The organism is Synechococcus sp. A10-1-5-9 (assembly GCF_047716785.1).
Classification (GTDB): Bacteria; Cyanobacteriota; Cyanobacteriia; order PCC-6307; family Cyanobiaceae; genus Synechococcus_C.
The window spans coordinates 1,373,722-1,387,012 of record NZ_CP180406.1 but is presented as its reverse complement, the minus strand read 5'-3'; the positions used below and the strand labels follow the sequence as shown (position 1 = coordinate 1,387,012).

At 48.0% G+C, this 13,291-nt stretch carries 7 protein-coding genes; 5 read left to right on the top strand and 2 right to left on the bottom strand.

The features are described 5' to 3' along the window. Positions 1-33: 33 nt before the first annotated feature. Genes fabI through ACLM45_RS07835 form a run of 3 tightly spaced genes read left to right on the top strand, consistent with a single transcriptional unit; the run spans position 34 to position 3,013 of the window. Positions 34-816 (top strand): enoyl-ACP reductase FabI, encoded by a 783-nt coding sequence (gene fabI / locus ACLM45_RS07845; protein ID WP_006042383.1) that lies wholly within the window; start codon positions 34-36, stop codon positions 814-816. 40 nt (positions 817-856) lie between these two features. Beyond that, complete coding sequence (gene hisB / locus ACLM45_RS07840) at positions 857-1,468, top strand: imidazoleglycerol-phosphate dehydratase HisB (RefSeq protein ID WP_006042382.1); 612 nt, start codon at positions 857-859, stop codon at positions 1,466-1,468. 54 nt (positions 1,469-1,522) lie between these two features. Further along, on the top strand, positions 1,523-3,013 hold the full coding sequence (locus ACLM45_RS07835; protein WP_038005210.1) for a carotenoid oxygenase family protein: 1,491 nt from the start codon (positions 1,523-1,525) through the stop codon (positions 3,011-3,013). A gap of 35 nt (positions 3,014-3,048) precedes the next feature. Here the strand turns inward: ACLM45_RS07835 and ACLM45_RS07830 are convergent, their stop codons facing one another. After that, positions 3,049-3,243: a PCP reductase family protein gene (locus tag ACLM45_RS07830; protein WP_415408677.1), complete on the bottom strand. Its 195-nt coding sequence runs from the start codon at positions 3,241-3,243 to the stop codon at positions 3,049-3,051. Positions 3,244-3,455: 212 nt separating this feature from the next. Here ACLM45_RS07830 and ACLM45_RS07825 point away from each other — a divergent pair, with 212 nt between their 5' ends. Both ACLM45_RS07825 and ACLM45_RS07820 read left to right on the top strand, forming a co-directional pair. Further along, positions 3,456-5,393: a sensor histidine kinase gene (locus tag ACLM45_RS07825; protein WP_415408676.1), complete on the top strand. Its 1,938-nt coding sequence runs from the start codon at positions 3,456-3,458 to the stop codon at positions 5,391-5,393. Between the two features lie 525 nt (positions 5,394-5,918). Further along, entirely contained in the window at positions 5,919-10,940 is a 5,022-nt protein-coding gene (locus ACLM45_RS07820) for a peroxidase family protein (RefSeq protein WP_415408675.1), read from the top strand. A 1,004-nt stretch (positions 10,941-11,944) separates the two neighbouring features. On the opposite strand, the gene ACLM45_RS07815 is transcribed toward ACLM45_RS07820, so the two are convergent. After that, positions 11,945-12,730, bottom strand: a complete 786-nt coding sequence (locus tag ACLM45_RS07815; RefSeq protein ID WP_415408674.1) for a response regulator transcription factor — start codon at positions 12,728-12,730, stop codon at positions 11,945-11,947. Positions 12,731-13,291: the final 561 nt, after the last annotated feature.

Here is a 13,291-nt window from a genome sequence, read left to right as displayed (position 1 = left end):
GAATCCCAGCAGTGTTCAATATCAGCCGGTCCGATGCTTCTCGATCTCACGGGCAAGAAGATTCTCGTTACCGGCATTGCCAACAACCGATCGATCGCCTGGGGCATTGCCCAGCAGCTCAAAGCCGCAGGCGCTGAGCTGGGTATTACCTATCTCCCAGACGACAAGGGTCGCTTCGAGTCAAAGGTGCGTGAGCTCACCGCACCCCTGGAGCCCTCGCTATTTCTCCCTTTGAACGTGCAGGATTCGGCTCAGATGGAGGCCGTGTTCAGCGAGATCAAGAGCCAGTGGGGTGTCCTCGACGGACTGGTGCATTGTCTGGCCTTCGCTGGCAAAGAGGAGCTGGTGGGCGATTACAGCGCCACCACGGCCGAAGGCTTTGCCCGTGCTCTCGAGATCAGTGCCTATTCCCTGGCTCCGCTTTGCCGTCATGCCAAGCCCCTGTTCAGTGAAAAGGCGGGGGTCGTGACCCTCACCTACCTGGGCGCTGAGCGCGCGATTCCCAATTACAACGTGATGGGCGTGGCCAAGGCGGCTCTTGAAGCTTCCGTGCGCTACCTCTCTGCCGAACTCGGCCCCGAGAAGCAGGTGCGCGTGAATGCCATCAGTGCCGGTCCGATCCGCACCCTGGCTAGTTCGGCCATTGGCGGAATCCTGGACATGATCCATAACGTGGAGGAAAAAGCTCCTCTGCGCCGGACTGTCACGCAGACCGAGGTGGGCAACACGGCCGCTTTCCTGCTCAGCGAGCTTTCCAGCGGGATCTCGGGGCAAACGCTTTATGTGGATGCCGGGTACTGCATTAACGGCATGTGAGCCGGCATGATCAGCGCATGCGTCCCCGATCCTGAGGCCGATGAGCATGCGTAGTGGTGAAATCCACCGGGTCACCGGAGAAACCGATGTGCAGGTGCGCCTGAACCTCGACGGCAGTGGTCAGTGCCAGGCCAGCACCGGTGTGCCGTTTCTTGATCACATGCTTCATCAGATCAGCAGCCACGGGCTGATCGATCTGGTGATCAGCGCGCAAGGGGATACGCACATCGATGATCACCACACCAATGAAGATGTGGGCATCGCTGTTGGCCAGGCCCTCGCTCAGGCCCTCGGTGATCGCCGCGGCATTCATCGCTTTGGCCATTTCCTCGCGCCTCTCGACGAGGCCTTGGTGCAGGTGGCGTTGGATTGCTCAGGCCGTCCGCACCTGAGTTACAGCCTCAGCATTCCCAGCCAGAAGATCGGCACCTACGACACTGAGCTGGTGAAGGAGTTTTTCGTGGCTGTGGTGAACAACAGCGGTCTCACCTTGCACATCCGCCAACTCGATGGTGCCAATTCTCACCACATCGTGGAGGCTTGTTTCAAGGCCTTCGCCCGGGCTTTGCGCCAGGCCACGGAGATCGACCCACGCCGGGCCAATGCGGTGCCAAGCAGCAAGGGGGTGCTGGAGCAAGCTGGATTGAACTGAAGCGCGCGCTTCACAGTCCGTTACGAGAAGATGGGGTCAACTGCTCCATCTTCTGTGACCGTCGCTCCTGCCGTTGACCGTTTCGAGCGGTCGGAATGGGCTAGTGCCTTTCGCAATGTGGAACAGGAGCTCACCGATGTGTCCCTGACCCCGGTGCGCGGCACCATCCCTCCCGACTTGGTGGGAACTCTGTACCGCAACGGTCCCGGTCGACTCGAACGCAACGGTCAGCGGGTGCATCATCCCTTTGACGGCGATGGGATGATCACGGCTCTGCGCTTTCAGGAAGGTGCTGTTGCCCTGAGCAATCGCTTTGTGCGAACGGCCGGTTGGCAGGAAGAGGAAGCTGCAGGGAAGGTGCTGTATCGCGGTGTGTTCGGCAGCCAGAAGCCTGGTGGGCCTCTAGCGAATGCATTTGATCTCCGCCTGAAGAACATCGCTAACACCGGGGTAGTGCAGCTGGGCGATCAGTTACTGGCGCTCTGGGAAGCGGCGGAACCGCACGCGTTGGATCCCCGCACCCTTGAAACCCATGGCATCAGCCTTCTGGGAGGTGTGCTCAAAAAAGGTGAGGCCTTCAGTGCGCATCCTCGTTTTGATCCTGGCCATCACGACCGTCCACGCATGGTGACCTTTGGGGTGAAAACCGGGCCGCGCAGCACCATCCGCTTGATGGAGTTCGCCACTGAAACCGATCCTGCTGCAGGCATTAAGGCCGGCGATCTTCTCTGTGAACGTAAAGACAGCTTCAACGGCTTCGCATTTCTGCACGATTTCGCGATCACACCCAACTGGGCGGTGTTTCTTCAAAACGCCATCGCGTTCAACCCGCTGCCATTCGTGCTTGGTCAGAAAGGTGCGGCTCAGTGCCTGCAGTCAAAACCTGATGGTCAGGCGAAGTTCTGGTTGATTCCCCGCGACAGTGGTGCCTTCGCCGGTCAGTCGCCTCGCATTGTGGATGCCCCGGACGGCTTTGTGTTCCATCACCTCAATGCCTGGGAAGAGGAGGGTGATGTGGTGGTGGAAAGCATTTACTACAGCGACTTTCCATCTGTCGGTCCGGAGATGGACTTCGCCGCGGTGGATTTCGATCTGATTCCAGAGGGTTTGCTGGAGCAATGCCGCATCAGCTTGGAGAGTGGCCGGGTGCAAACCACTCGCTTGAGTGAACGTTGCTGTGAATTCGCCATGGTGAATCCCGAAAAGGAGGGCCTGCCATGCCGCTACGCCTGGATGGCCGCGGCTGCCCGGGAGCAGGGCAATGACCCTCTGCAGGTGATCAAGAAGCTGGATCTCAGCAGTGGAGAGCGATGGATCTGGAGTGCCGCACCCCATGGCTTCGTCAGCGAACCACTGATGGTTCCCCGCCCCGGTGCAACGGCTGAGGATGAAGGCTGGGTTCTCGAGCTGGTCTGGAACGGTGACCGGGAAGGCTCTGATCTTGTGATTCTGGATGCGTCTGATCTGCGAGAGATCGCTGTGGTTGAGTTGCCTCTGGCGATCCCTCATGGTCTGCATGGGAGTTGGCAGCCGGCCTGCTCTTAAGTCATGCTTGCTGCCCTGATTGGCAGCAGTGCTCCCTAACGTCCTCGAGCGGCTTTCGCTCTTGCGTACAGCTCGCTGTCGACCATGGTTTTGCCATCGGACGCAGCCATCTTTTCGATGCTTTTGCGAACGACAGGCCGAATGAAGAAAGGAACCTCTTTCAGGGTTTGTTCGGCATCAAGACTCCATTCCATCGCGGTATCTGGGGTGTAGTTTATTGAGACAGACATGTCTCAACATCAACCTGGGAGAGTGGTGCTCTTGAAGGAGTGAGCTGCTCCAGGTCTGCGTATTTGGTGTCTTGTGCATCGTTTTCCGAATAAATCTGTTGCTTCGTTGTCTCTTGGTCTCTTAGGTGTGAGCTAAGAAAGCTTCCTAAGGGCGGTGCAATATTGCCTTTTGTCCGAAATACGAGTTCCTCTCAATTTTTGTGTGAATAGCGTTGTTTTGTCCGCTTGATGCTCAGCGTGCGATTCCTATTCCACCATCTGCTTGGGAGCAAAATGAGATTCTCGTAATGGCACTTAGTTCACTGGATCAGCAGCGCCTGTTTACTCGCAACAGTCTGGTTGAACGGATAAACACTGATGATGTTGCATTGGAAGCATATTTTTTATATAAAAATCGGCCTGCAACGCAGTTGGTAGCGGGCGATATGGAAACAAGTAAGTTCGATGGAGCCGCACGATGTGATGCCTTTTCAATTCCCTCTATGGATGAGAGAGGTGGTTTTAGATGGTGTCACTTGGGAGGTGATGGTTTAAGTATTAGTGAGCAATTTTCCGAAAAAAGAGAAGCTATTGGAAGTTCAATAAATCATTTGGAGTGGGCGGACTTTCGTTGCCTGGATTATAATCCTCAAGCGGTTATTCTCTCAAGAAGTGAGTTGAGTGATTTCGTTTCTTGGGTTAAGCTTTCATTGGAGATCGCTGATCAGTCAGCGCATGAGCAGTCTTCAAGTGCGCTTTTCTATCAATGTCTTTCTACAGCTCTCTATAACAGTTGGGAGTTTTTCGGCGGCGAACCTGAAGCTTCTACGCTTAGTGTTAAGCAAAAGAAAACTTTTATTCAACGGCTTGAAGAGTTGTCTTTGGGTGAGTGCTTTTTTGATGCTTTCAGGGAATTTTATGCAGGCCTGTCAGGCAAGAGCCAGTTTAATCTGAGTGTGAATCTGCGCCAGGCAGTGATGAATATTGCGGTGTTTAATTTGTTGGCAAGCAGCAGTGCACTTGCATTGGCAGAGAATGAATTGCCATCTGCAATTGTCTCGAAGATGAATCGACTGCTTCAGCGGAATCTTCTGGTATTGAAGTCGAGCTCTGGGGACAGTCTTCTTCTTGAGGTGGCAACATTTGTCGCAGCTATCGTCTCCCAAGGGATTATTGTTATCGCGAATGATCAGTCAGGATCTCAGCTTTTTTTAGATCAGGTGAAATCGCAGTGTATCTCTGCATTTGAATCAGGCAAAGTTCGAGGGAATTTAGATGCCCTCAGGACTCCATTGTCCGATCATCCGATGAACTCATTGATTCCTCATTTCAAGGCACTTGAAGAAATGATGGACCAAATGACATTGTGTTCTTATGGAGTGCCTCACAATGAATCTCTTTTGTTGGAGAGTCAACCTCAGGAATGGCAGGGAGTCGTGACTTCTTACAACCGACTTGCGGAACGCATTCAGCATGCATGGACACAGCAACAGCTCTTTATGCGATCAGTGAGTCACGAGCTGATGAGACCGTTGGCATTGATCAGTGCGACAGCCCATCGTCTTGGAGATCGCCTGAAGGACGTGCCTGACTCAGACCTTCAACTGATGCATTTGTTGGAAAACGAAGCGTGTAAAGCCGACCGACTCGTTCGCGATCTGACTGATTTGTCGTTGTGTGAATCTGGTCGATTGACTTTGTCTTTGGAGAAAATTTCTGCATTTGATGTGTTGCAACAGATGTTCAGACAGCTTGAATTACTCCCCTGGGGCTCCAGAGTTCAGCATGATCAACTTCAGGATTTAGAACAATTTAAAGACTTGTCATTGCTAATTAATCTTGAACGTTTGATTCAATGTCTTATTAATGTACTTGAAAATGCTGCAAAGTATTCGCCTGAAGCATCGCCGATTCATTTGAGCCAGGGCACATCTTCGGAATGCTTCTTTTGTGAGATTAAGGATCATGGCCCTGGGATCTCAATCGAGGACCAAGCCAATATCTTCAAACCTTTTTTCCGAGGAATGCAGCACAATCAATCTGTACCTGGCTCTGGGGTCGGTTTGGCACTGGTTTCACAGCTCGTGGATCTGATGAACGGTCGGATTGCTGTGGCTGATTCGACTGCGTTGGGAACAGTGATCAGATTGGAGTTTTCAGTTGTTCGCTGATTGTTAATTCAGCACGCACACCGTCTGAATCCCTTGACTGTTGGCTTGTGGCTCTGCGTTGCTCAGTGAGCTTCACTTTGCTCTCTGCTATGAAGGATTTGCTGTTGTTGGGTCAGGCTCGATTGAACAGGTCATAGTCCCTGTTCAGCTGAGTACTGCGAACTCTTCCTGGTGCTATCGCCTCACGAGCTGTTCTGCTCGTGAGGTTTGTTGCGATTGAGCTAGGCCTGGTTGCGTTGACCTCTCCGAGGTTCGTTGACAGACGGGTGTCGCGTTGCGCCAACGATGGTGAGCTAGAAGAGATGGATACTGATGCGTCAATGCTCTGAGAAAGCAGATGATATGCGTTTACTTGAAATGTAAACACGTTTACAAGCTTTGGTTTTCAGGCGCAGAGAAGTAGTCGTTGTGCAGTCTTTTTCTTTTCGATGTCGGTGTGGCGCACTGGGATTCATATCGTTGAACTGTAGGTGCCACTCTTGGGCTTACAAATAATGCAAACCTTTTCTCATTGAGGTAAAACTAGTGGCTCAAAACAAGCAGTCTAAAGACTTTCAAAACAATTCAAAGAAATTTATTGAAGAAGAATTTAAAGCAGAGTTTGGCACCGACATCAGTGGAGTTGAGATTAATCGCACGACAGAGCTGAAGCAAGACTTCGCTCTCGGCAATGCAGATCTCTCGATGCTGCTCGACAAGTTCATGATGGACGATGTCCGTATCGTCGCGACAGAGGATGGCGGATCACCGTTTGAAAGAATCTCTCCTGTTAATAATTACCCCGGAAGGGGTAGTCGTTCTCAAGGAACGGTTGACAAAGCCGTTGCTCAGCTTGGAGAGGACAATTCTCCTACAGCCGTTGAAGGATATATTCAGAGTTTGGGTTCTGATGGAAGACCATTCCCTAACTCTCGTCAAGTTAGTAATACGATTTCTGACCAGGGTGAGTGGTTCATGCCGGAAGAGGCCGGCTTTAATAATCTTTTTATGGGCACTGGTCAATACATTGACCACGGTCTGGATTTGATTCCAAAGCAATCAGGTGAAGATGCAGACACAATGACAATTTTCCTGCCAAAGCAGGATCCTTTGCGAAATAAATCATTTGACTTTAATGGCCAGCCTGTCACGAAGCTCCAACTGCTGAATGCAGCCGAACCTATTGAAGGAACTGATGCACCTGGTGAAGGTGAATTCCAAAATGTTAAGACGCCTTTCTTTGATCAAGATCAATCCTATGGCGCGAATATTGAAATAAATAGCTATCTGCGTGAAAAAGATGCCGATGGTAATTTCACTGCAAGACTCCTTAATTCATACTGGTCAGCGACGAGTGATCTTCGCTTTTTTAGAGAGTACACAGGTGATATTGCTTCCCTCCCTAGTTTTTACGATGTTATCATTAATTCAGCCCAACGCCTGGGCTATGCATCACAGGCAGAGTTGAAGCGACTCATTGATGGTTTGCTTGATAGCCGCTCTCTTTATTTTTCGGATCAAGTGGTTCGTGAGTGGGATCGCCAAGTTCGTGGTCAGGAATTGGGGAATAAAGTTACTGGGGATCCGCGGGTTGATGTCATTACTCTCAATATTGCAGGCAAGGATAAAACGTTTTCAGTGATGGAGGAGTTAGGGAATCTTCGAGCACAGCGTTCTGAATTTTTTGCTCAATTAACAGCAGGTTCGAGTAATGGAACTGATTTTGAGCAAGTCTTTTCGATGCTGATTGGCGATGCAAGCCCCCTTGCCAATTACAGTGCTCTCTCAGCTCTCGGCCACAAAATCTCTGGTGATGCACGGACCAATGAGAATTCACAACTCATGGCCATCACAGAAGTTTTCTTGCGCAACCATAATCACCTTGTAGATCGTATTGAAGACCAACTGGCTCAAGTTGCTGCAGACTTTGATTCGCTTGAACAGGTAAGCAGTGAGGCTCCTGGTTTAGAGCATATTGTCGCTTTGGCGAAGGGTTGGGATATTGAACATGTCAATTCAGATGGTCAGACACTGACGCTTGATGCCGCTCAAGCGGTCTTTGCAATGGCGCGCACTGTTAATAATGCTGGGTACCAGCGCATGATCGCTGATCAGTATCTAGTGCATGCAACAGGTGGAATTCCTTTTGGTATTTCAAAGGCTCAGGACGATGACCTGATGCCTAACACTAACCGATTGATGCCACAATCAATCATTCTCAGTGAGCACGGATTTAACGGTGTTCATCCTGAGGTCAATCCTAATATTTCGACTGAGTTTGCTGGCGCTGCATTCCGTTATGGACATTCACAAATTTATTCTGAACTGAATGGAGCCAAGATTGAAGAATTGGATGAATTGATTCGTGTCTCTGAGCTGGTAGAAAAGCCTCTGATTGACGCATTTATTAATCCAGCAATTTACGGTGAGCTTGGTGGGGCAGAGGGTATTATTGCGGCCAATGTTCATGAGCGTTCCCAGGCTGTCGATACTTTGGTTGTCAATGCAGTTCGTAATATGCTTGTTGGACAGCCCAATGATCTGCTGGCCTTTAATGTTGAGCGGGCCATTGAAATGGGATTACCGACTCTCCAGGAATTTCGTCGGTCGGTCACTGAGTTGTTCTTAGAGACTGGGATTGGTAACGAACTCCAGTCAGGTGCTTCTGATGTTTCTGCTGGTATTTTTGCGCCTGGTTCGGAGCGCAATGAGTTTCTTCGGCGAATGAAGCCTTATGAGGATTGGGACCATTTTTCTAAGAATCTCCGTGATCCTGATCTTGTTTTCGATTTCATGGCCCTGTATGGAGGTCCTGATGCTGCCCTGGATAATAGTATTGGTTTAGATAATGTTTCCCTTTACGTGGGTGGACTTGCTGAGAAGCAAGTGAAAACCCCCACTGGTGAAGGGCTGATGCACAGCCTGATGGGGAATACATTTACATTCTTGCTGATTGATTCTTTTGATCGAGCTCAAGATAGAGATGAAGAATATTATAAAATCAGTATCCCGGGCTCAGAGACATTGAGGCAACTGGGTTTCCAGACCTGGACAGCAATGATTCAAACGGCACTTGGTGATGGAGCTCAATTTGTGCACCAAGATACCTTCCGTGTTGCAAAGATCGACACTCTCGCTGATGGCACAAAGGATTTCGCGGCATTAAATGAGCTTGATTGGGATGGCAATGCATTTAATCGAATCATCGCAGGTAATGCACTAGACAATGTTATTGAGGGCAGTAGTGGAGCAGCGAAGAAAGGATTTGAAACGCGCGAAGCATCTGATGACATCCGTGGTGGTGCTGGTGATGACATTATCAATGCCCTTGGTGGTGACGATTGGGTCTACGGCCAAGCCGGTTCAGATCAACTGAGTGGAGGAGATGATCTTAATTTGGATCATGTTTTTGGTGGTAATGATAATGACACTCTTTATGGACATACCGAGGATGTTCTGTTTGGTGAGAATCATGATGACCTCCTACTTCGCCTCAGTGGTTCTGGTTTCCATGACGCTGGCTTAGGCCATGATGTAGTGCTTGCAGGTGATCTATTCGACGTTGTGTTTGGTGATTCTGGGGCTGCAAATGCTCTTAACGTGGAGGGCAATGACATTCTCTTTGGTGGAGATGGCCCGGATGAAGTTGCCGGTGGTGGTGGTGACGACACCGTCGTTGGTGATGGTTCAGGGGGACTTGTTGGTGGTGATGAGTTCGGAGACATTCTCTTTGGCGATGGTGCGGCTGCTACTTTCAATGCTGAGCTGCTAGCTCGTGCTTGGGAAAAGCGTAATCCAAGAGGCGAAATTGTTAAGACCCTTCTGCCTCTCAAGACTGAAATTGGATATGGCGTTCTCGTTGGCGGAATCAATCCTTTAACTGGTGAGGCTTTCACCTCAGAACAAATCACAGCTTTCCGCGACTATATCGAAGGTACGCGTAAGGTTATTAATCCTGATGATCCTGGTAAACGCGGTCCAAGACCAACGATGGTGGTGATGCCTTATGTCGGTCCCACTGGTAACGATACGATTTACGCCGGTAAGCACCATGACATTGAAGGTCTTCTGTCTAATCAAGTAGACGCTGAGGAATTAACCGCATGGATGGAGCGTAACGGCTATATCGACGTCCCAGTAGAGGAACCGCCCGTTGCAGAAGTGGAAGTACCGCCTGGAGAAGATCTAAGGTTACCAACTGATTTAATCTTCGCCGACGGTGGCGATGACATTATTTATACTGACGGTACTGATTCCACATATGTCTTCGGTGGACCTGGGTACGACACTTTAGTTGCTGAAGTTGGACTCCAAAATGGTGTTCAAAGTGTCGCTGTTGATCTTTCATCGCTGAATTCATGGGGCGCAGAGGGTGTGGCCACTAGAGATGCTCTTGAAACTCGTGATCAGTTCTTTGGCATTGAGCATATCGTTTTGGATTACGCTGCATACAAGCAAATGGGAGAAAATTCATTCGTATTTAACACACCGAAGTCTGGGCTAAAAGTTGAGTTTCAACCTGGTGAAAAACATAGTGTCTTGTTGACGGGGGCTGATGATTCTCAGTTTTTGAAAGTCTCCAATTCCAATGATTTTGATTTTAGCCGTGATAACCGAGACAACACCGCAGTTTTAAAGCTTGGTGGTGAAATTGGAAAATACTCGATTGATTTTGATGGACAGGCCTTGAATGTTGAATGGCGCAGCTCAGGTGTTAAGTCATTCCAAGGCATTGATAAAGTCGTTTATCAAAGAAATGGCATTAATCAACATGTTCAATTAGCTGACATGACGCTTGAAGTCGATGGTCATTTTGATCTGGGCACCGAGCTTATAGACGGTGGATTCTCGAACTTGGTTCGAGCAGGCTCCACCATTACTCAAACGAATTCTTGGTCGAATGTTGCTGGAATTAGAGCGAAAGACCTTTCGCTCGAGAATTTCAGCAATGATATCGCGCAGGTTTCTGCTGTATTTGCTAATGGTGAATCTTTCTTAAAGGCGCTTCCGGTCGATGGATCTGTTGATGTAACAGCAACGTTTAAGGTCAACGATAATGCTGTTGGTGAAATATTAAGCACTGCAGGTGATGATGGTGCCGGCTATGCTCTCAGCACGAAAAGTTTCAACAGTTGGGATACTCGAGATCTCAGTAATCTACATGTCAGGCATCTTGTGACTTTCCAGGGTGACCTTAATCTGGATGGTCGTGTCAATCAAAAGGATTTTGACTTCCTTGAGAATGCAATCAATGCCGGTACTAATCCATCCCAAGCTGATGCAAACTTTGACGGCATTGTGAATGTCAATGATTTCGCGATCATTGAGCAAGACATGTTAATTTCACGCGGTGAACGTAACCGCGCTTTCTCTGATCTCTTCCCTGAGGGAAACTTCGATGTCGCCGATGTCGAATTCTTGTTCGTACAAGAACCACTCACTTGGGATAGCACTGCTTTTACGGAGCAATTGGGTGTTAATACGGCTGATCTGATCAATGGAGGTTTATTCACTCCATCTGGCGTTGATGAATTCTCCCCTAATGCTGACAGTAATGTCCTGGTATGATGTCAATTATTAAGATGGTTGTTTTCCTGTACAACGGAAAAATATTCTCAACCGAATCTCTTTGGCCCGTTGTAATCGACTGATGTTCTAGTCTTATCATTTTGAATTCAGCCCCAGAGTAAGTTCTGGGGCTTTTTTTATGGACTGACATCCACTTTCACATGGTGATTTGGACGGCCATTGCCTTCACTGTATTGAGGCGTGGACGATCTGCATTCATCCGTGTTTGATTCTTCAGGCATGGCAAAGGTATTGTTTTTGTCTGAGTCTTGTTCTCATCTCTTTGAACCATTGGTGATTTATCGAATTGTTCTGAATGGCCATCGAATCTCTGTTAACGCATCACTTAATACTGCTTTCAGTCAAATTTCTTCAGATCCTTAATCCATTTGTAGCGTGCAAAACTCTCCGTGATGACGTCCGTCTTGTCGCTCTTGAGTCTTCGTTCATTCCTTTTTTGCTGAGGCCTCTTGCCACCTCTGGTCATAAGTCACTTTCTTGCTAGTCGTTGTCCATCCATCAAGCCTTGCAATCCTAGTGGGGTGGTCATTGTTGCTGCCACAAGAAATCTTTTGCTGTGACGTTGTTCTTTAGAATTCGTGTCCCCGATGGGTCGTCAACATAGCAGTGAACGAGACATTGCCCCTATGTTGATTTGAGCTTCAATTTAGCTTTGCTTGAGATGCCTCTCAATACTTTTCTTCCGTCACCAATGGGCAGGTCACGTTTGTGAGCCGTTGCTTTTCAAATTTCAATGAATTCTTCAAGGGCATTGATGAGTGATTGATACTTATATCAACGCATCGGGCTAAATTCCGAGGTCTTATTGTCTCTGCTTGCTTTAATCAGTGGCCTGATCTGTAATTTGTTTTATGTGTGTAATATCCAGCATTGTTTTAATCCTCATGCTTGATGAGTAGGCCAGTCTGACAACCTTGTTCGTTGTTCTGTCTTAACCAGGAGAGTTTTTAAATTTTTTTGATTGCACTTGTTTTCTTGTGCTCTCATTTGATTTCATGTATGGCTCGGGCATCACTTGTGAAGTGGTAACCTTCGTGTCGTTTTGACGTGATATAAGTCTCGTTTGGATCCAGAAGTGTTATTTTCTTTTTTAATTTCGAAATTCTTACATCAATAGTCCTGCTATTGCTGCTTTCTGTTTCCGTTAATGATGCTAGTCTTTGCCTGCTGATTGTCACTCCTTTGTTCTCGCAAAGTAGCAGAAGTAGGTTTACTTCTCCCTTGGTGAGCGACACGTGCTGCCCACTTTTGCTTTTCAAGTTTTTTGTTTCTGGGTAAAATTGTAGGTTGCAAATTGTATATTTTGCATTATTGTCCGTTTTTTCCGGAGTCGTGTGTGACCTGTTGGTTAATTTCGCGGCTCTTCTGGCTCTTGATACAAACTCTCTTTTATTTAAGGGTGAATGCAGATAATCATCGGCGCCTTCTTCCAGTGCTATGATGCAGTTTTCTGCTTGTAGTATCTTGCCAATGCATAGTATTGGAAACGTTGTCCCCTTTTTCCTGAGATCTCTAATAAGCTGATTCCCGAATGTAGACATTATGTCACTACACAGGATTAGAATGTCCGGTGATAGCTGACTAGCCAAAGACTCAAAGTAATCGAGTGATTGGATGGTTACAAGCGGCCATTGCTCCTGTTTTAAGGCGTTGATTACTTGGCTTCTTTCTTCTCTGTCTCTTCCAAATATCCAGGCTTTAAATGTGCTGTATTGCTGACTGAGTCCGTTTTTGTTTGTTAAATTGACATCTTCTTTGTAGTATGACATGTTGGCTATCCGCGTTTTTGTGTCTTAATTGGGACTTTGTTTGCAAGAAGACTAGTTTGCTTCGTTTTTGTCTGCTTTTATTGCCTTTGATTGCATCAGAGTCTGCTATCTATCTGCTTACAACTTAGTTGACAAGGATGATTAGAGCCTTGTGTGCGTATTGTGTGCCTTATTGGCACATTGCTTTGCGCATCCGTCATAGTATTTTGCCAATTGTCTTTTCCGGTGTGTCGTTCAATAGGTATATTCACTGATCTTTGGTGGGTTCAACAACCCTGGGGCTCGGTCATTTTTGCTTTCGCTCAGTGGTTTTCAGTACATTTATCGATGGCTATAGCTTGTGTGTTTTGCTTAAATCTCTTGTTCTGAACGTTTTCGCAATTGTGATTTAAACGACTATTGGTTATCGCTGATGCCTATTTCTATGTGCATTGATTAAGATCCGTATTGTTGTTTGATTTTCCGCTCTGTAATGGTGGATATTTGTTGGTGCATTCTGTTTTGCGTAATAATTTGGTCGTTTTTGTGAAGCCGCGTTGTGGCTCGATCTTTATTTTTTGC

Coding starts and splice junctions, on each gene's coding strand:
- fabI (WP_006042383.1), top strand. CDS start 34: ATGCTTCTCGATCTCACGGGCAAGAAGATTCTCGTTACCGGCATTGCC.
- hisB (WP_006042382.1), top strand. CDS start 857: ATGAGCATGCGTAGTGGTGAAATCCACCGGGTCACCGGAGAAACCGAT.
- ACLM45_RS07830 (WP_415408677.1), bottom strand. CDS start 3,243: ATGTCTGTCTCAATAAACTACACCCCAGATACCGCGATGGAATGGAGT.
- ACLM45_RS07815 (WP_415408674.1), bottom strand. CDS start 12,730: ATGTCATACTACAAAGAAGATGTCAATTTAACAAACAAAAACGGACTC.